18 protein-coding genes are annotated in these 20,695 nt (G+C 43.4%); 8 read left to right on the top strand and 10 right to left on the bottom strand.

Annotated elements, in window-relative coordinates:
* Positions 1-310: 310 nt before the first annotated feature.
* From QVC79_RS08665 to QVC79_RS08655, 3 genes are all read right to left on the bottom strand, one after another.
* Positions 311-772, bottom strand: a complete 462-nt coding sequence (locus QVC79_RS08665) for a GNAT family N-acetyltransferase (RefSeq protein ID WP_270594125.1) — start codon at positions 770-772, stop codon at positions 311-313.
* On the bottom strand, positions 744-1,457 hold the full coding sequence (locus QVC79_RS08660; protein ID WP_087420312.1) for a hypothetical protein: 714 nt from the start codon (positions 1,455-1,457) through the stop codon (positions 744-746). The genes QVC79_RS08665 and QVC79_RS08660 overlap by 29 nt, the downstream gene beginning before the upstream one ends.
* 715 nt (positions 1,458-2,172) lie before the next feature.
* Positions 2,173-3,396, bottom strand: a complete 1,224-nt coding sequence (locus QVC79_RS08655) for a hypothetical protein (RefSeq protein WP_270594127.1) — start codon at positions 3,394-3,396, stop codon at positions 2,173-2,175.
* 233 nt (positions 3,397-3,629) lie between these two features.
* Here QVC79_RS08655 and QVC79_RS08650 point away from each other — a divergent pair, with 233 nt between their 5' ends.
* The 5 genes from QVC79_RS08650 (at position 3,630) to QVC79_RS08630 (ending at position 9,437) form a co-directional block, all read left to right on the top strand.
* On the top strand, positions 3,630-4,940 hold the full coding sequence (locus QVC79_RS08650) for an anaerobic C4-dicarboxylate transporter family protein (protein ID WP_270594130.1): 1,311 nt from the start codon (positions 3,630-3,632) through the stop codon (positions 4,938-4,940).
* Positions 4,941-4,976: 36 nt separating this feature from the next.
* On the top strand, positions 4,977-6,038 hold the full coding sequence (gene ansB, locus QVC79_RS08645; RefSeq protein ID WP_270594132.1) for an L-asparaginase 2: 1,062 nt from the start codon (positions 4,977-4,979) through the stop codon (positions 6,036-6,038).
* 112 nt (positions 6,039-6,150) lie between these two features.
* Positions 6,151-7,317: a porin gene (locus QVC79_RS08640; protein WP_087420316.1), complete on the top strand. Its 1,167-nt coding sequence runs from the start codon at positions 6,151-6,153 to the stop codon at positions 7,315-7,317.
* A gap of 156 nt (positions 7,318-7,473) precedes the next feature.
* Positions 7,474-8,166: a YiaD family glycine zipper/OmpA-like lipoprotein gene (locus QVC79_RS08635; RefSeq protein ID WP_124316193.1), complete on the top strand. Its 693-nt coding sequence runs from the start codon at positions 7,474-7,476 to the stop codon at positions 8,164-8,166.
* 83 nt (positions 8,167-8,249) lie between these two features.
* Positions 8,250-9,437 carry a porin gene (locus QVC79_RS08630; RefSeq protein ID WP_270594136.1) on the top strand — a complete coding sequence of 396 codons (1,188 nt, stop codon included), beginning with the start codon at positions 8,250-8,252 and terminating at the stop codon, positions 9,435-9,437.
* A gap of 117 nt (positions 9,438-9,554) precedes the next feature.
* On the opposite strand, the gene QVC79_RS08625 is transcribed toward QVC79_RS08630, so the two are convergent.
* The 4 genes from QVC79_RS08625 to lipA all read right to left on the bottom strand — a co-directional run bounded on the left by QVC79_RS08625 (position 9,555) and on the right by lipA (position 13,906).
* Positions 9,555-11,315: an aconitase family protein gene (locus tag QVC79_RS08625; protein WP_124316191.1), complete on the bottom strand. Its 1,761-nt coding sequence runs from the start codon at positions 11,313-11,315 to the stop codon at positions 9,555-9,557.
* A 56-nt stretch (positions 11,316-11,371) separates the two neighbouring features.
* Positions 11,372-12,124: a copper homeostasis protein CutC gene (locus QVC79_RS08620; protein ID WP_183312847.1), complete on the bottom strand. Its 753-nt coding sequence runs from the start codon at positions 12,122-12,124 to the stop codon at positions 11,372-11,374.
* Positions 12,125-12,367: 243 nt separating this feature from the next.
* Positions 12,368-13,048 carry a lipoyl(octanoyl) transferase LipB gene (gene lipB / locus QVC79_RS08615; protein WP_124316190.1) on the bottom strand — a complete coding sequence of 227 codons (681 nt, stop codon included), beginning with the start codon at positions 13,046-13,048 and terminating at the stop codon, positions 12,368-12,370.
* Positions 13,049-13,051: 3 nt separating this feature from the next.
* Positions 13,052-13,906, bottom strand: a complete 855-nt coding sequence (lipA, locus tag QVC79_RS08610; RefSeq protein ID WP_124316189.1) for a lipoyl synthase — start codon at positions 13,904-13,906, stop codon at positions 13,052-13,054.
* A 210-nt stretch (positions 13,907-14,116) separates the two neighbouring features.
* Between lipA and QVC79_RS08605 the strand changes: the two genes are divergently transcribed.
* Entirely contained in the window at positions 14,117-14,560 is a 444-nt protein-coding gene (locus tag QVC79_RS08605) for a peptidylprolyl isomerase (RefSeq protein ID WP_027200235.1), read from the top strand.
* Positions 14,561-14,646: 86 nt separating this feature from the next.
* Here the strand turns inward: QVC79_RS08605 and QVC79_RS08600 are convergent, their stop codons facing one another.
* Entirely contained in the window at positions 14,647-15,555 is a 909-nt protein-coding gene (locus QVC79_RS08600) for a bifunctional enoyl-CoA hydratase/phosphate acetyltransferase (protein WP_270594140.1), read from the bottom strand.
* Positions 15,556-15,795: 240 nt separating this feature from the next.
* On the opposite strand from QVC79_RS08600, the gene QVC79_RS08595 reads away from it, so the two are divergent.
* Complete coding sequence (locus QVC79_RS08595; protein WP_270594171.1) at positions 15,796-16,899, top strand: MFS transporter; 1,104 nt, start codon at positions 15,796-15,798, stop codon at positions 16,897-16,899.
* 71 nt (positions 16,900-16,970) lie between these two features.
* Here the strand turns inward: QVC79_RS08595 and QVC79_RS08590 are convergent, their stop codons facing one another.
* Positions 16,971-17,543: an adenylate kinase gene (locus QVC79_RS08590; protein ID WP_124318369.1), complete on the bottom strand. Its 573-nt coding sequence runs from the start codon at positions 17,541-17,543 to the stop codon at positions 16,971-16,973.
* A gap of 215 nt (positions 17,544-17,758) precedes the next feature.
* On the bottom strand, positions 17,759-18,106 hold the full coding sequence (locus QVC79_RS08585; protein WP_124318508.1) for a hypothetical protein: 348 nt from the start codon (positions 18,104-18,106) through the stop codon (positions 17,759-17,761).
* Positions 18,107-18,334: 228 nt separating this feature from the next.
* Between QVC79_RS08585 and QVC79_RS08580 the strand changes: the two genes are divergently transcribed.
* Positions 18,335-20,689, top strand: coding sequence for a transglycosylase domain-containing protein (locus tag QVC79_RS08580; RefSeq protein ID WP_124316493.1), 2,355 nt, complete (start codon positions 18,335-18,337; stop codon positions 20,687-20,689).
* Positions 20,690-20,695 lie beyond the last annotated feature (6 nt).

Raw genomic sequence — 20,695 nt, 5'->3', positions numbered from 1 at the left:
AACACGCTTCTGTCATCCATTGAAACAGTTAGTATTCCTCCATTTTCCCTTTTGCGAACCATAGAAATCCTAGGCAACAATGCCACGTTAAGAAACTTTCGAAAATATACGATTCTGAATAACGACTTCATATAGCAATGTCATCAACACAACTCTAAATTATTCAACAAATATATTAAAAATCAGCTATAATATCGAAAGTTTTAAGATATATTTTCCTCTCGTTAACACATCAATTGAATCGTCATCTATAATGCCGGAATTTCAAATAACACGAACTATTAAACACCTCCCGCCCGACAAGTTCAATTCACAACTTCAATCTCATCGCAACATCACGCATCACCTTAAATCCCAATCGTTCGTACACCCTGCGTCCCATTTCAGTCGCATTCAAATCTATCGCGGAAACTCCTAATTGACGACATTCCTCGATCAACACCCCGATCACCCGCATCGCAAGCCCGGCATGACGATACTCGGGATAAGTCAGCACATTTATTAAATTCCCTACAATCCCCGTTATAAATGAACCATTTGCCGGTCTCTCCTCGATAACCACGTATGCAGCACTCGCCACTTGTCCGTTTTCCTCGGCCAAATAGGCAATAAAATCACCCAAAGGGATATGCTTTTGGAAATACTTCCGCATCTGTGCAACGATAGCTATTTGTTCCTCCACCGTAAAATTCGCCCCGTTCATCCGGAGAAAATCCAACCGGAGAGCAATCAATAGATTAACATCATTTAGATTGGCTTTCCTTATCTTCATTTCTTCTGGGTATTGGCTGCCTGTCGGGCAAACATTTCATATATCGCTCTAAACGCTCAAACTGTTCCCGGATCGGGGAATATTCCATTTCATTGATTTTCCCTCGGTATAAATCGAACAACCCCAACGTCCCCCGCTTGTCGTACGTATTTAAATAATATAAACAGATTCCATGCAAAATACGTTCCCCGGTCCACACGGCCAAAGGAGCCCAACCGGAAACATTAAAAATATCCAAGGCTTTCTCAACCTTCTCATAATCGTTCATTTCCTTGAAAAAAGAAAGTCCCACACTCTCGAATTCCACGATCCATTTCTGCACAAGTGAATGAAGTTTTGCTATTTTCATCTGAAACCAAGGCTTATCATCCAAAGGTATCCCCAAGTACTTGTAAGCCCACCCGACATCCAGCACGCCACAAATAGGCATACAATCCTTTTCCGATATAGCCTCCTTATATAATTGACTGACTTTCTTACAAGTTACAAAGTACTCCGTGCGCAAAGACAACTGATCATTCTCCCAATTCGTGAATCGAAGAATACACTCGTTCTTCCATTCACGATCTTCATAAACAAATACATTCTTAGCCTTCATGAAATGATAGCCATGCCTTTCCATGACCGGAACAATTTGCTCAATAAAAAGCCCCTTGATACCTTCACCTTTCATTTTCGTATGCATGCTTATCTATAAATTTAGTGCCTGATCCTTTTATCAACAACAAAGAGAATAAAATTTTCTTTATTTTCTCTATAAAAGTTCATAAAGTTTACAAACTTTTTATTTAGCGTGAGGTTGATATAATTGAAACATAGTTGCCCCTTCTGTTTGGAAAAGGATAGAATAAAATGGGAATATATAAAATACTGGAACAGCTGATGTATCCCTTATCCCGGGCCTCTACCGGGGATATAGTAGCCCGAAATTTTATTCTTGAGCGTGAATAGCCTCGTTATTAGTCCTCTTGACGGGGTATTCGAATATGTTATTTTTGTTTTCCATCTGTTAAAATGGCGGCGATAATCGGGCGAGCATCGGGCGACAATCGGGCGATGGCGCCTAACAGCCACCCAATAGTCGCCCCTCCGTCATGCAACGGGCATGGAAAACCCCGGGAGAAGGGATGCAAAACCCTAGATTAATTTTAGATTTTAAATTTTAAATTTTAGATTCCAGCCGCACGAGCCTACGCTTTTTAACTTTCAACTTTTAGTTTTTATCTTTTAGCTTTTAGTTTTCACTTCCCAACTACCCCCACTAACTCCCTCTTACACAGGGGGAGGATGCGCTACATTGAAATATTGATACGATTTCTTGCGTCCGTCTCTCCCCCTGTGTAAGGGGGAGCCGGTGGGGGTAGTCAAAGCGTCGGCCCCGCACGGCTGGAATCTAAAATCTAAAATCTAAAATTAGTAGGCTCTAAACTCCTTTTTGTATACAATTCGGCCACAAAGCGTGATTCATGAGATACCGGTGTTAAATTTATATATCCGGACACGATTCGTCCCGCCTCCATCAGCAAGGGATGCACCTCTCTATTCTTCTCCACCGATTGCATGATTTCTCCCGCTTGGGGAGAAAAGCGAATATTAAAAACACCCTCAACACCCTCTTGTAAATAACGCTGCAAAGCAATTGAAACGATTCCCATGTTATAACGCAGATTTATCTCGACACAAGGCTGCACACCAAATTCTCCCGACTCGTCCTCGTATATCATCATATCCACCCCCAAGTATCCCACGTATTTCCCATGAAACACCGTCATCACCACCTTTTCCAACTGTTCACGGATTTCATGTAAGAACCCCGTTCCCGTATATTTTGCAATCATCCCTTCCAAACTAGAATTCGATGCCACCCTGTTCCCTTCGTATTCCCCCCGCCGACTTGTTTGAAAAACAGAATACCCAAGAAAATTCAGGTAAAATAAACAGTCCATTTCAAACTCCATGGCAAAATCCAGCACCCGATTCAATCTTTTTTCCACCATCACGTACCCTTGTTTACGCAAGATACCGGATAAAACTTCCTCTTCTTTACACGTCATCTGTCCTTTCGGGATAAAAAGAATACCTTTACCGGAAGAGGACCAAGGAGCTTTCACCACGATATCTTCCTTTTCCGACAACAACCTGATTCCTGCCAACGTGTTACATTCACGAGGAATAATATCCTCCCCTATACAGGGAATAGCCCGTACCATCTCAGCCAAACAAGTGGCAGCCATTCGCCTGCTATATAAATCCCTCCGTTCATCACTCCACGTTGACATGACACTCTCCCTGAACTGCTCGTTACAACGACTTTTCAAATCTTTCAACAAATTGTGCACCCGGGGACTCCATCCCCAAGGCTTTATCTCGTTAAAAGAAAGTAATTGAGCTTTTTCCCAGATGATCGGTTTACAATCCAGACCAAAAATTTCTTTTCGACTTTTCATAAAATCGAAGTCCGGCATCTTCGTCACCAACACGTAATCCCCTTTTCCTGTCAAATATGCAGATAAAAACGCCAGATCACCGGCCATAATCGAAATATTCGCCTTTGGCGTGTAACCATTTGTCCCATTGGCTATTGAAATTTCATTATCCGGATTAAACAGGTATAAATCTTGCATAAATGTTAAATTTTAGAGCAAAAGTAACACTTTTGGCTTAAATTTTGTATCACCTATAAAAGTTTAAATAAAGAGGATATGAACGACTATCCGTATTTATACAGATTTTAAATTAATAACTATAAGTTTCATTTATTTTGCGAAAAGTGAAACATTCATTTCGGGATAACCGTAGGATATATCGTGTAGACTTGATAATGATTGAAAAATAAAACTTTAAATAAATAGATGAGATGATTTTACAACTAGCTTTCGTTTTAACAGCAATCATCATCGGAGCGCGTTTGGGTGGTATCGGACTGGGTGTCATGGGAGGTATTGGATTGGGAATTCTGACATTCGTATTCAGCCTACAACCCACGGCCCCGCCTATTGATGTTATGCTTATGATCGTGGCGGTTATATCCGCGGCAGCATGTATGCAGGCAGCCGGAGGATTGGACCTTATGGTCAAGGTGGCCGAACGCTTATTAAGAAAGAACCCGGCACACGTTACGATTCTGAGTCCGTTAGTAACTTACGCATTCACGTTTATCGCCGGTACCGGCCACGTTGCCTATTCCGTACTTCCGGTAATCGCTGAAGTTGCCACGGAAACCAAGATTCGCCCGGAACGTCCCCTAGGAATTGCCGTGATCGCTTCCCAACAAGCCATTACCGCCAGTCCAATTTCTGCTGCCACGGTAGCATTACTGGGCTTGCTAGCCGGTTTTGACATTAGTTTGTTTGACATTTTGAAGATCACGATTCCCGCCACGCTAATCGGTGTACTCGTTGGTGCCTTCTTCTCCATGAAAGTCGGGAAAGAACTCGTTGATGACCCAGAATATCAAAAACGTTTGAAAGAAGGCGTGTTCAATGACAAGAAATACGAACTGAAAGACGTTGCCAACCAGAGAAGAGCAAGCCTGTCTGTTTTTGTTTTCATCATTGCCACGGTATTCATCGTGCTATTCGGTTCGTTTGATACCATGCGTCCTTCATTCATGGTCAATGGCGAACAAGTATTATTAGACATGCCATCTATCATTGAAATATTAATGTTATCCGCGGCAGCTATCATATTATTAGTAACTCGTACAGACGGATTAAAAGCCGCACAAGGTTCCGTCTTCGGGGCCGGTATGCAAGCGGTAGTAGCCATCTTCGGAATCGCGTGGATGGGAGATACTTTCTTGCAAGGCAACATGGCAGAATTAAAATCTTCTATTGAAGAAGTTGTCAGACAAATGCCTTGGTTATTCGGTATAGCCCTGTTCGTGATGTCTATTCTGTTGTACAGCCAAGCCGCTACCGTCCGGGCGCTCATGCCTCTCGGCATAGCCTTGGGAATATCGCCTTACATGCTGATCGCCATGTTCCCGGCCGTCAACGGGTATTTCTTTATCCCGAACTACCCCACCGTGGTAGCCGCCATTAACTTCGACCGAACGGGTACAACACGAATCGGCAAATACGTGCTGAACCACTCGTTCATGATGCCCGGACTTGTCGCGACCATCGTGGCCGTTGGACTTGGACTGCTCTTTATACAGATTTTTTAAATACTCTAATTATAAGTAAATTTTAAATTACAGGTTATGAAAATGTTTAAGAATTTAAGTTTGCTGGTAGCCCTAGTGCTATTCTCTGTTGCGACCACGTTCGCACAAAAGTTGCCTAACATCCATATTCTGGCAACAGGAGGTACGATCGCCGGAACCGGAGCTTCTTCAACCGGGACCAATTACACAGCCGGACAGGTTGCCATCGGTACACTTTTATCGGCTGTACCCGAAATTCAGAAAATAGCCAATGTAACCGGAGAACAAATCGTTAAGATCGGTTCACAGGATATGACGGATGACGTGTGGTTGACACTTGCCAAAACAATCAACAAATTATTGGCAAGAAAAGACATTGACGGAATCGTGATCACCCACGGAACCGACACGATGGAAGAAACCGCCTATTTCTTGAATCTTGTCGTGAAAAGTAACAAACCGGTTGTACTTGTAGGTGCCATGCGTCCCTCTACCGCTCTTAGCGCTGACGGTCCGTTAAACTTATACAATGCCGTGGTTGTTGCAGGAGCAAAAGAATCCATGGGTAAAGGAGTTTTAGTTTCCATGAATGGTATTATTCTCGGGGCTCACAGTGTTTTAAAAATGAACACGATTGATGTTCAAACATTCCAAGCACCGAATTCAGGAGCCCTTGGCTATGTTTACAACGGCAAAGTATACTACAATCAATCTCCGTTAAAAAAACACACCAGCCAATCCATATTTGATGTAACGAACCTGAACTCTCTTCCGAAAGTGGGCATCGTGTACAGCTATTCAAACATGGAAGGTGACGTTGTTAAAATGATGGCTAATAGCGGTTACAAGGGAATTATCCACGCCGGATTAGGTAACGGAAACATCCACAAAAACGTGTTCCCGGAATTAATCAACGCACGTAACAAGGGAATTCTTATCGTACGTTCAACCCGTGTGCCGACAGGACCGACCACGCTTGACGCTGAAGTAGATGACAATCAATACAAATTCATCGCTTCTCAAGAATTGAACCCGCAAAAATCAAGAATCCTCTTGATGTTAGCTTTGACTAAGACTAACGATTGGAAACAGATCCAACAATATTTCAACGAATATTAATTCATAAAAGCACCCGAGTCCTTTAAAACAGGACTTGGTGCTTTATTCCATTTGTAATTCTAGTTATAATAACTAGAAATTAGGAAATTATATTTTTATCAAAACGCAGAACATGAAAAAATTAGCTTTATTAATACTTGTTATGGGTTGCGCAGCAGGTGCTTTCGCACAAAATGCCACGAACGAAAAGACTCTTTTCGAACGAGTAACCCAAATAGAGAAAAAAATGGACTGGTTCAACTTCTATTTGAACATGCAAGGTTCTTTTGATGCCAGTTTCAACTATGACCAAAGCGGATTGAGCGAGGCTGCATTCAAGATGCGTCAATTCCGTATTGAAGCAAAAGGTAACATCACTCCTTGGTTGTCCTATCGCTGGAGACAACGTCTGAACCGTGGGAACAACGGTGGTAACAATATCGACAATATGCCTACTTCCATTGACATCGCAGGTATTGGGGTAAAATTAAATGACCAGTTCTCATTCTTTGCCGGAAAACAATGTGCCGCTTATGGTGGTATCGAATTCGACTTGAACCCGATCGAAATCTACGAATATAGCGATATGATCGAGAACATGAGTAACTTCATGACCGGTTTGAACATCGCTTACCAGATTTGTGACAACCATCAACTTCAATTCCAAATTTTGGATAGCCGTAACGGTTCTCAGGATGAAACATACGGTCCCGGATTTGAAAAAAGCCGTGCCCCACTCTTGTACACGTTAAACTGGAATGGTAACTTGTTCGATGGAATCTATAAAACTCGTTGGTCAGCATCCGTGATGTCCGAAACAAAAGATAAGCAAATGTATTATTATGCTTTAGGTAACGATTTCACGTTCTCTAAAAAAGTAAATATGTTTGTAGACTTCATGTATTCTGACGAACAAATCGACCGAAAAGGTATCATTACCGGTATGCTAGAAAACAAAGATGCCGCTCTTCTTGACGGTCACAATGCACTTGATGCAGAATACCTATCCGTGGTGACAAAAGTAAACTACCGTTTCCAACCGAAATGGAATGCTTTCGTGAAGGGAATGTATGAAACGGCCTCCGTGTCAAAAACACGTGGTGACATCGAAAAAGGAAACTATCGTACTTCTTACGGTTACTTGGCCGGTATCGAATACTACCCGTTAGAAGACAGCAACCTGCATTTCTTCTGTACCTTCGTGGGACGTTCTTACAAATTTACTGATCGTGCCGCTCAAAAAGGATACAACACGCAAAGATTGGAAGTCGGATTTATATACCAATTACCGATGTTCTAACAAACAAGAAATGATACAATTACGAGAGGGAATATTCAAATATATTCCCTCTTTTGATTTATCTCATTTTATTTTGAAATTGTTTTAACGAGTGTTATTTTTGTAGCATATTAGAGCAAAGATTTACAATCTAAATTTAGAAACAAAACTATTACTATGAAAAAAACTAATCTACTCACTATTTTAGTATTAAGCGCAAGCATTATTTTTTCAGGATGTGCATCCATGAGTAACACGGGCAAAGGCGCTGCCATCGGGGCCGGTGGTGGAGCCGCACTTGGAGCCGGTATCGGAGCCTTGGTTGGTAAAGGTAAGGGAGCTGCCATTGGGGCTGCCGTGGGAGGAGCTGTTGGAGCTGGAACCGGGGCTTTAATCGGCAGAAAGATGGATAAGCAGAAAAAAGAGTTAGAAGCCATTGAAGGGGCTCAGGTTGAAACTGTTACAGATGCAAATGACCTACAAGCCATTAAAGTAACTTTTGATAACGGCATATTGTTCGCCACGAACTCTAGCCAATTAAGTTCATCTTCCAGAGATGCCTTGACGAAATTTGCCACGTCGTTAAAGAACTCTCCGGAAACAGACATCACGATCTACGGCCACACGGATAACACCGGAACCCGTGCCGTAAATGAAAGAATATCCAAAGAACGTGCGGAAGCTGTTGCAAACTTCCTAGTTGGAAACGGGATTGCCCGCAACAGAATCACCACGGAAGGCCTAGCATTCGATCAACCGGTAGCCGACAATAGTACAGCAGAAGGACGTGCTAAAAACCGTCGTGTCGAAGTATATATCACGGCAAGCGCGAACATGATCAAACAAGCAGAAGAAGGTACCTTGAAATAAGATACAATCAGTAAGTAACCACTAAAAGCTGGAAGGCTGTTTTCGAACGATCTCCAGCTTTTAGTTTTTTTAATCCGATAACAATGAAAAGAAAAAAACTATTACTAATCACGCTATTAGCACTATCATTACAGAGTCTGTCAGCCCAAGGTCTGTTATCCCATCTAAACGACACGACAAACGGGCGCTCTCTTTTTGAAAGAATATCGAACATCGAAAAAAAGAATAATATTTTTAACCTGAAACTGCACATGCAAGCCACATTCAACGGTGCATTCACAGACGGAACATTCGAGCAAGCAGCCTTCAAAATGAACCAGCTTCGATTAGAAGCCCGGGGGGACATCAATGACTGGCTTTCTTACCGTTGGCGTCAACGCCTGAACAGCAGTAACACGCCCCACGCACTGGATAACCTTCCCTCCTCCATCGATTATGCCATGATCTCTGTACGCCTGACTGATCAGTTTGTCACCTCCATCGGGAAACAGGCGGCAGCATACGGGGGGTTCGAATATGATCTGGATCCGATTGAAATCTACCAGTACAGTGACATGATCGATTACATGCTCTTCGATTTCATGACCGGAATCACGTTCTCTTATCAAGTCACCCCTACCCAAGAAATAGCCTTACAAGTCGTGAACAGCCGGACGGCTTCCATGGATGATATTTACGGGCAACTCCCGGAAGACGTGGAAGAAAGTCGTGCGCCCCTCGCTTACACGGCCAACTGGAACGGCAATTTCTTCAGCGATAAATTTAGAACCCGTTGGTCATATTCCTTGCTCAGTCTGGCAAAAGGATATAACAATCATTTTTATGCCATCGGTAACGAATTAGATCTGGGAAAGTTCAACATGTACCTCGATTTCTACCTTTCCGATGAAGAACTGGATAACCGAGGTATTATTTCAAGCCTCTACCGACTTCAAGGAGAGGCAGATTGCATCAAAAATGCTCGTTACGAATCTTGGGTCACCAAATTAAACTATCGTTTCCAGCCCAAATGGAATATTTTCGTGAAAGGAATGTACGAAAATGCCTCTGTTTACAAGCATTCCGATCAACTGGAGAAAGGCAAATACCGGACGGCTTACGGGTATTTCGGTGGCATCGAATACTATCCCACCACGGAAAATCTACATTTCTTCGCATCGTACATCGGACGTTCTTATCGATTCACGGACAAGGCCAAAACATTAGGAGCCGAGAACTACTCTACATCAACTTTATCCATCGGGCTAATTTACCATATCCCGCTGTTTTAGGCTTTACGCCCAAAAATAAATAAGGGCAATCCTCGAAAGGATTGCCCTCTTCCCCATTCCGGCACCCCGGAACAGAAAAAAACAACACACACATGAATATCAATAACCTTTTCTTATTTAAGAAAAGGTATTTATTAATCCTCCTTTTTCGAGGATTTCTTGAAACTCCGCATCAACATAAGGGAGCTTATACGCTCTCTTGTTCAAATACAATAAATGATTTTCATCATCTATTGCCAGTTGTTCCCCTGACGTGTAAGCATCCACCACGGCCCAATCAACAAGAATCCGTAACCCGTGATTAATAGCCATACGGTAAAAATCCCAGTTCACAGATTTTACAATCACCAGTTTTACCCCCACGGCTACCAATCCCGTCGCTGCATGTTTCACCAGTTGACCACACCCGAAGTTCTCCCCGGCGATAATAATATCTCCCGGTTTCACGTCGCAAGCGAAATTCGGATCCAATCCTCCAAACAAGTAAGGTTTAATCTCCTCCACCTGTTCAAGGGTCAAGCGATACATCAATTTTTCCGCAAATATCTGGTTACTTGATATATTATCTATATCCCCGTAATTCCACACCCCGTTACTCTTACGATAATCATACCCTTCCAACACGACTGGTTCTATCCGGGGAGCTTTATATTTATACCGTGCGCCCTCGAAGTGTATTATTGATGTTAGTTCTCCTCGCAACGCAGTCATAGCCACGGTTGCCGGAGAGGCTATATATTTTTCAACACCGGAATGATTCGAACTTCCGATATACCGACTATTGGCAGTAGAGATAAAACGGCTATTTCCGGCAGACGCCACGTGTCCCACTCCCAAGCAAGGCCCACAACTGGAGCCAAGAACGATGGCTCCGGACTGTGCAATCTTATCAATAATACCCTCTTCAACAGCCTGTAAATATATACTCCTAGAAGCCGGAACCACGAACAATTGGAACCCGTTGGCAATACGCTTTCCTTCCAAGATCATGGAAACTAACCGTAAATCCTCCAACCGTCCTGAAGCACAAGCACCGATAAGTCCTTGCTGTATTTTCAACCCGACAAGTTCCTCCACTCCCTGAAGAACATCGTTTCTCGTGTCATATACCATCGGAAAGACGCTGGCCAGATCAATCTCTATAAACCGAGAATAAACAGCCTCCTCGTCCGCCCAAACACCCCGCACTGCCGGTTCGTTAAAATAGTCTGCCAACCGATCATCCGGGGGAAAAGCCGAACTGATCACTCCCATTTCCGTGGAAATATTGGCTATTGTCATTCGATCATCAATGGACAAAGAGGAAACCCCTTCCCCGTGATACTCAATTGCCTGCCCGTTCACGTCCAACTCGCTCAATATTCCCTTGATCCATAAAGCCAAATCTTTAGCAAACACTCCTTCCGACAAACGATTCTTCAAAACGATCTTCACCGTTTCAGGCACCTGAAACCACATTTTGCCCGTTTTCCATAACACGGCCGTCTCTGTTTTATTAATTCCCACAGCCAACGTGTTGAACGCTCCCGCCGTGGCTGTATGAGAATCGCTCCCCGCAACCAACATACCCGGACGTACCAATTCTGAGATAATCTGGTGGCTGATTCCACGGTCACAGTCATAAAAATGCTCTATTCCCTGCTCTTCCACGAAATCCCGTATCGAATTATATTCCAAGGATAATTCGTTGACTAACCCAGACACCTTTCCATCCAGCACTATCACCAACTGGGAAGGATTGTATACTCGGGTACCATGAATTCGTTCAAACAAAAACCTAACCCGTGCCGAATTATCATGACTCATCACATAATCCGGTTCACGGACCACGATGCTCCCACGTTCGGCATTTAATATCTTCTCTACAAATGTTCGCATATATTGAATTTAGAATCTAGAATGTAAAACATAGAATGAACGTCACACCCTGAATTTTATATTCTAAATTTCACGTTGTCTAAAACTGCTTTTATTTTCTCAACATCACTGTAATATTGCTCGTATTCCGGTAGTCCCGAAACCCCGCCCATGAACACGTTCGGGTTACGGAATTCCATTTCACTGTCCCGACTACTTTTCCCACTCAAGTGAATAGCATCCACCCCTAATGTTATTAACGTGTTGGCATTCGCGGCATTTACACCACTTCCGGCCATAATTTGCACACGCCCTTTCGCCTGCTCCACCAAGGCTTTAATTTGCTCCATTCCCTCGCTTACCGTGTTGCGTCCTCCCGATGTTAAAACCCGGTAACATCCGGCCTGAATGATCCCCTCCAAGGCCTCTTCCATGTTTCGAGTCATATCTATCGCCCTGTGAAACGTTACCTTTAAAGGAGCCGCCAATTCGACCAGTTCCCGCGTACGTTGTACGTCAACCGAACCGTCTGCATTCAAGATACCCAACACGACACCATCCGCCCGGCACTCTTTGGCAAACCGGATGTCCTCCTTCATCACCTCGAACTCTAAATCGGAATAAAGAAAATCGCCTCCCCTCGGGCGAATCATCACGTAAAGTTGTATAGATAACTTTTCCCGGGCCATGCGAATCATAGCCGCAGACGGGGTTGTTCCCCCGTCATACATCCCGGAACACAGTTCCACCCGGGATGCCCCTGCCAACTGGGCATTCAAGCATGATTCCAAAGAAAAAGTACATATTTCGACCTCAATATTATTCTTCATTCCGCTCTGTCAATTTTTGTTTATTGGTTAATTCATACTACGAATATAATGAAATTATCGACAAACTTCAAATAAAAAACAGAGATAAAATACTCCTTGACATTCAAGTTATTTCTAACTTACATACATTCAACAGAGTATCACGTGTCAAAAAAGGATAACGGGAGAAATAAGCACATTACATTAAAATAAACAAGAATAGATACACGACGGGAAGTGTATGACATTTCCCGCCAAATTGTATTAAAACGTGTAAAAATCCATCCCGAAGAGTTCCTCGAAATACTTCTTCACGACCGCTTTCACTTCCGCCACGGGAACCTCTGTCCCCACCTCTTTCGAGATAGAAGTCACCCCCTTATCCACGAATCCGCAGGGGTTGATATAATTGAAATAATTCAAATCCGTATTCACGTTCAACGCGAAACCATGCATCGTCACGTAACGGGAACATTTAATCCCGATCGCACATATCTTGCGAGCCCTAGAAGTATGTGCATCCAACCATACCCCCGTGGCTCCTTCCAACCGTTCCCCGGTAATCCCGAACTCTCCCACGGTACGAATAACCACCTCTTCTAACAAATCCACGTACTCCTTCACCCCCACGCCAAAATTAGCCATATCAATAATCGGGTACACAACCAATTGTCCGGGGCCATGATATGTAATATCCCCACCTCGATTTACCTTCACGAATTCAGCATGAGCCGCCTGCAACTGAATGGCACTAATCAGCATATTCGCCTCGTTCCCGCTCTTCCCTAACGTGTACACGTGATTATGTTCCACGAAAATCATACAATTCTCCGTGTCCTCACCCTTTAACTTCGCGGCAATAATCCCCTTGTGCAACTCTTCCTGTTGTTGCCACACGGGCATATAGCTCGCCACTCCTAGATCAATTAATCGTGTACGTTTCATAACTTATCTCACATGCTTTTCCGCGTGGTAACTAGAGCGAACCAACGGACCGCTCTCCACGTAACGGAACCCTTTTTCCAACCCTATACGCTCGTATTCCTTAAAGGTCTCCGGTGTCACGTACTCTTTTACTTCGAGATTCGCCTCGGACGGTTGCAGGTACTGACCGATAGTCATTACTTTACACCCGACTGCCAGCAAATCATCCATCGTCTGAAGAATTTGTTCACGAGTCTCCCCTAATCCCAGCATAATACCGGATTTGGAAACGATACCCGATTCCGAAACCTGACGGATCACTTGTAAAGAAATATCATATTTTGCCCGGCTACGTACGCCATCCGACAATTCTCTCACCGTCTCCAGATTATGAGAAATCACTTCCGGACGAGCATTAATCACCTGTTGCACGAGTTCCTGTCTTCCCTGAAAATCCGGAATCAGCACTTCCATTGTCGTTTCAGGATTCTCCCGTTTCACCGCCTCGATCACTTTCACCCAGTGAGCTGCCCCCAAATCAGCCAAATCATCCCGGTCCACGGAAGTGATCACGGCATGTTTTAAACCGAGCAACTTCACGGAGTTAGCTATATTTTCCGGTTCTGCCGGGTCCAATGGAGCCGGACGCCCCGTTTTCACGTTACAAAACTTACACGAACGGGTACATACATCCCCGCCGATCATAAATGTTGCAGTTCTGTTTCCCCAGCATTCGCCTTGATTGGGACACATACCACTGGTACATATCGTATGTAGATTATGTTTTCTGACTATATTTAAAACCTCCGTGGAACTCTGTCCTTTCGGTAATTTAATCTTCAACCATTCCGGTTTTCGTCTGCTATTACAACACGTCATACTCTCTATTTTTAATCGTACGCGAATATACGACGAAGTTTTTAAATACATACTGATATTTTTGATCTTTCAGGTTGTTAAATTCCCGAAAACACCTCTTTTTTTAACTATATGCAAATAACAGAAAATGCGTTAAATAAACTTGGACAGCTTGCATTCATTAGGATTATACCCTACATTTGTTTGCAATAATTCAAAACCAATTTCGTAATGTACAGAGCAGAAATACACACAGAAAAAGGTGTTATGAAGGTTCTTTTTTTCGAAAAAGACGCGCCGAATACCGTTGCCAATTTTGTAAAACTAGCCAGAGAAGGCTTTTATGATGGATTAACGTTTCATCGGGTCATCCCGGATTTCGTGATCCAAGGCGGTTGTCCTAGAGGTGACGGAACCGGAGGACCGGGTTACACCATCAAATGTGAGTTAAACGGGGATAACCAGTATCATGATCGGGGGGTCCTATCCATGGCTCACGCCGGACGGGATACCGGGGGATCTCAATTCTTTATTTGTCACAACCGCAGAAATACGGCTCACCTAGATAGACGCCACACGTGTTTCGGCCAAGTTTACGAGGGATTAGAAGTGATTGATGCCATCCGCCAAGGAGACGAGATTATTAAAATCGTCATCACGGAAGAAAATGAATAAGCCTGTGTTCTTAGTTGTTTAAATAATTCAGAAAAGCCGAAGTGTTAATACAACAACTTCGGCTTTTCACTTGTATCTAACTTATCTTACTTTGCAAAAAGAGCAGCCAACGCGATAGAATTCAGCTTTGCATCCACGCTGTCACCTCTGGAAGACAACACACTCGGGGCGGTGGCACCTACAAGGATCGCACCTTGACGAGCGTTAGCCAATTTCGTGTTCGTTTTGTAGAACACATTACCGGACTCGATATTCGGGAATACCAAGCAGTCCGCATCTCCCGCAACCGGAGATTTGATTTTCTTGATCTCGGCAGCCTCTTTATCAATAGCCACGTCAAGAGCTAACGGTCCGTCGATGTCAATATTACCTAACTGACCTCTCTCTCCCATCTTGGCAAGAATGGCAGCATCCGTGGTAGACTCCACTTTCGGAAGTACTTGTTCCGTGGCTGAAATCATGGCAACTTTCGGGCGCTGAACACCAAGAGCGTTGGCAATCTGGGTAACATACTTCACGATTGCCATTTTCTGGCTGAAATCCGGGGCCGGAATAATAGCAGCATCACTGAACACCAACAACTTGTGGTAATTCGGACACTCCATCACAACAACGTGAGACAACGTGGCTTTCGGGGGCAACAAACCGCAATCCTTGTTCAAGATAGCGCGCATATATTTATCAGTACTTACCAATCCTTTCATGATGAAGTCAGCTTCCTTATCACGTACCATTTGAACAGCTTTAGCAGCCGCTTTCGTGTCCACCGGTTCGTGTACAATCTTAAAACGAGAGATGTCAAAACCATGCTCGGAACACACTTTCCTAATCTCGTTTTCATCACCACATAAGGTGGCTTCAACAATACCCATTTCAACGGCTTTATTCACAGCCTCGATAGAGTGACTGTCGTTAGCGTAAGCTACAACCAAACGCTTTTTTTGGGTATTTCCCTTCAGTAACTCGTAGATGTCATCAATTTTCTGTATTGCCATGGCAAACTTATTTTTTACTTGATTAGTGATTTATGTTTTAAATTTGGAAACAAAAATAACGCTTTTTGATGAAAACTGAAACAAAAAGGAGCTTTTTGATTTTAGATTCTAATCACTTCGTTTATTCTTAATTTTAAACTACTTTTGTCTTCCGAATAGAAAAACAGAAATCACGTGTCGTTCAAAAAAAATATAATAGCACTTTACTTGATCAAGGTTTCCAAATGGTTTACCCTAGTGATGCCTATCATCGTGCTGTTTTACAAGGAATGTGGACTGGATCTGGCAGATATATTTATTCTGAAGAGCGTCTATTCCATCGCCATGGTGTCCTTGGAAATACCGACAGGCTACTTAGCCGACGTGTGGGGACGAAGGAATTGCTTGATTGCAGGTTGCATATTCTGTTTCTTGGGATTCACCAACTATTCGATTTCCGACACTTTCACGGCGTTTTTCCTCTCGGAAATTTTGCTCGGATTCGGACAGAGCCTAGTGTCCGGAGCTGACTCCGCCTTACTTTATGATACAATGCTATATTATAAAAAGGAAGACGCTTATTTGAAATACGAGGGACGAGTTACCATGGTAGGGAATTTCTCGGAAGCATTTGCCGGGATTTTCAGCGGGCTGTTGGCTGTTTATTCTCTCCGATTTCCTTTCTACGCACAGAGTGGAATCGCTTTTATCGGTATCCCGGCAGCCATGGCCCTAACCGAACACGCAGCTAAAACCAGAATCAAGAATTCGTTTGCCAATATCGTGAAAATCATTCAATACTCCCTTTTCACGAACAAGGAACTGTGCTACAACATCATGTTTTCCGGCGTGATCGGTGCCGCCACGCTGACCATGGCTTGGTTCGTTCAACCCCTGTTAATAGAACTGGATACCCCCACGTCCTGGTTCGGGATCATCTGGACAATACTGAATCTCACCGTCGGCATCTCAGCGCTCTATTCCGATAAACTGGATCAACGTCTGGGAAGTCTGCGAATGTACGCTTTTATCCTATTTTTTATCGTGAGCGGGTATATTGCGGTCGCTTTCAACATATCTTACGTTGGTTTGATATGCCTGTTCTTCTTTTACATCGTGAGAGGATTCGCCACTCCTATATTGAAAGGATACATCAACCAAATTACCTTCTCCGAAATGCGGGCAACCGTACTTTCCATCCGTAACTTCGTTATCCGGCTTATGTTTGCGGCCATGGCCCCGTTAGTGGGCTGGCTGCATGACCTGTATTCCCTCTCTATCGCATTACAAGCAACAGCCGTCATCATTTTTGTTCCCGGGCTACTATTCCTAATTTTACAATGGCGCTACTCGAAGAAAGTTTAAAGGAGTCTAGAGTTTAAAATAAAAAGGATGTTCTCGCAAACATCCTTTCAATCTCTTCTTCTTGATCCGTTTTACCGTACCTCTTCGAGAATCTTTGTTATCGACTCGAACACGTCATCTACCGAACCATGACCGTTCACAGAGAAATGCTTTTTCTGAACCTTATAGTGATCGGCAACAGGTAATGTCTTTGCCCGGTACTCGCGGAAACGATTTTCAATCACTTCCTCGTTATCATCGGCACGTCCCTCGATTTTAGCACGTTCCAACATCCGGCGCATTAACTCGTCATGAGGCACATCGATACTCACCAATGCACTTAACGGGTGTCCCGTCTTAGCCAGCATCTCATCAAGAATTTCAGCTTGTCTCACCGTTCTGGGAAACCCGTCAAACAGGAAACCATCCACGTTTTTGTGATGTTCGATGCTGTTTTCGATTAACGCAACCACAAACTCGTCAGATAATAACTCGCCTTTATTAATAATCCCGGCAGCCATTTTACCAAAATCCGAACCTTCGGCAATCTCTTTACGAATCATCTCTCCTGTTGACAGATGCGCTAGATTGTATTTTTCAACGATCTTTTTCGCCTGAGTACCTTTTCCGGCTCCCGGAGGGCCAAACAATGCAATATTCAGCATGACAATAACTTTATTTTATTCCTTTTGATGTATTAATTGTTTCATTTTTATGAACTCAGCCACAAAGGTATACTTTAATCCAAACTTTAAAATAGAAAAGTCAGAATATTTTCTAATTTTATGTTTGGAATAACATCATTTTTGCATTATTATGGATTCCAGTATTTTAGAAACTTCATCTTAAAGCTATTCATGTTAATTTGCATCTGCCGTAATTACTCTTTCACCTTTTCAAGTACGTCCAGATCCGTGTAATAGGTGCGATGTTGTGATTTCTTTCCAGTTGCATTCATTCTAGCCAAAATATACTTAATATTTCCCTGATTATCAACCTCATAATCTTCCACAAACCCGTATTTACATTCCTCGTCCATATATCTTCGACCATTTTCGTCTGGGATAGCCCGCCGGAAGGCAGGAGTTGTAATTTTCACCTTCTCATTCACCTCAAACAGCTTGTTTTCGTTAATATACTGCTCTTTCAGTCGTTTTTCCTGCTCCCGATATTTGGTTATAATTTCTTCCAGCTCTCTTATAGAAGCTACATACTCTTCTTTTGTCATGGTTTTATTCATTTATCGAAATAATTTACTTACTCTTTTTTACATTATGAATGTAATTATCACCTTGCAGTTACAAATATATAAAATAAATTAAATACACCATCAAATTTGTCCGAAATTCGACAATATTGGATACAAACAAACGAAAACACTCACACAACTTTACCCCTATCCTTGAAAATTACATTGCAATTTCGTACATTCGCAGGCATTTCCGGAATCAATTATATGAACAAGAAAAAGACCACAACACGAAAAAAAGCCACGAAGAAAAAACAAAGTATCTTTGCCCGTGTTTTCAAAACAATACTATTGAGTGCCTTACTGGGCGCCATTCTCGTTGGACTATTCGTATGTTGCGTGTACTACGGGATGTGGGGGAAAATTCCGGATTACCGGGACCTGAGGGAAATTCGTAACAACGAGGCATCTTCCCTGTACAGTGAAGACGGGGAGTTACTCGGAAAATATTACGTGGAAAACCGTACAAACGTCATGTTCGGCAGTATATCCCGCAATGCCATAAACGCCTTGATCGCCACTGAAGACGTGCGCTTCTACGAGCATCACGGATTCGATAAAGTCAGTATGCTGAGGGTATTGTTCAAGACATTACTATTAGGCGATAAGAGTTCGGGCGGGGGAAGTACGATCAGTCAGCAATTGGCCAAAAATCTCTATCCTCGCCAGTATAACAACCGTTTCATGATTCCGGTGATCAAGATCAAAGAAATCATCACGGCACATCGTCTTGAAAAACTATACACGAAAGACGAAATTCTCACCCTATATTTAAATACCGTATCTTTTGGTGAAGGCACGTTCGGTATTGAAAGTGCCGCCCAAAAGTATTTTTCCACGACGGCAACACGTCTCTCTGTTCCGGAAGCCGCCACGCTGATCGGACTCTTGAAGGGGCCTTCTTACTACAATCCCCGAGTACATCCCGATCGCACGTTACAACGACGTAACACGGTGATTGCCCAAATGGTTAAGTACGATTATCTGACCGAAGAAGAAGGAGAAGAATTGAAAAAAGAAAAACTACGTCTCCGTTTCAAACCGTTAAACCATTATTCCGGCCTAGCTCCCTACTTACGTGAACAAATCCGCCAAGACGCAGTCAAGCTCATCGCGGAATTTAACGAGGCAAACAGCACCAATTACGATTTATACAAGGACGGGCTGAAACTCGTCACCACGATCGATGCGGAGATGCAACGTTACGCGGAAAAAGCCATGCAACAACACATGAAGTCATTGCAACACGCTTTCTACACGCATCTGGGAAAACAAGAGCCATGGGACAAAGAGAAGAATCTCCTTGATAATGCCATTCGGGAAAGCGAGGTATATAAAAATCTAAAACGCCAAGGGCTTGGCGAGAAAGCCATCCTCGCAGCCATGAACGAGAAAAAGCCCATGACTATTTATAGTACATACCAAGGAGAAACCGAAATGCAAATGTCTTCCATTGATTCCATTAAACACTATCTAAAGATTCTTCAACCCGGTATGATAGCAGTAGAACCCCAATCCGGAAAAATAAAAGTATGGATCGGGGGACTTGATTTCAAATATTTCCAATATGACCAAGTGCTGGCTCCCCGCCAAGTCGGTTCCGTGTTCAAACCGGTCGTTTACAGTGCTGCCATTGAACATGGAGCCCGTGTAGACGCCTATTATAATAATGAACAAAAAAGTTACCCGGAGTACGACAACTGGACGCCCCGAAATTCAAACAACCAGTACGGTGGTTACTACACGCTGAAAGGGGCTCTAAGTCAATCCATCAACACGATTGCCGTCCAAGTTCTCCTACAAACAGGAATCGACGCCACGATAGAACACGCTCATCGGCTAGGAATACAAAGTGACCTGCCTGCAGTTCCCTCCATTGCCCTAGGAGCTGCCAATATTCCTCTTCGGGAAATGATTCTCCCCTACTTGTGCTATGCAAACAATGGCGTATCGACAACGCCCTATTATCTGCTTTCCATAAAAGACCGGGACGGACGCATTCTTTACGAGTCCGAACCACCACGCAGGGAACGGGTGATCCCGGCAGAGCAGGCTCATACCATGTCTTCCATGCTTTCCGCTGTTATTCAAGAAGGAACAGGGAAAAGACTGATCAACAACTACGGGTTGAACATACCCCTAGCCGGAAAAACCGGGACAACCCAGAATCAAGCCGATGGCTGGTTTATTGGTTATAATCCTCGTATCGTAGTGGGCGTAAGAGTCGGGGCCAACAATTCTCGTGTACATTTCAACTCAACCGCACTAGGACAAGGGGCCAACATGGCACTTCCCATCTTCGGGTTGTTCATGCAGGAATGTCTGCAAAGTAACACTTACGCCTATTGGTCCGGTCTGTCCTTCCCGGTCCCACCCACGGATACACAAAAAGAACTGGAAGTCCCCACGTTCAAGGATAATATAAACCTGTTGGAAAGATTAACCAACCAAAAACTGGAAAAAGTAAAGAAACAAGATACAGAAAAAGATACCGATACTCCCAAGAAAAAAGGTTTCTTCCGGAAAATCGGGGACCTGTTCAAGAAAAAAGATAAAAAATAATTCACC

Source organism: Butyricimonas sp., from assembly GCF_019423355.1.
In the GTDB taxonomy this organism is placed as follows: domain Bacteria; phylum Bacteroidota; class Bacteroidia; order Bacteroidales; family Marinifilaceae; genus Butyricimonas; species Butyricimonas faecihominis.
The sequence above is the reverse complement of the archived record's forward strand: the minus strand, read 5'-3'. Positions and strand labels throughout refer to the sequence as shown.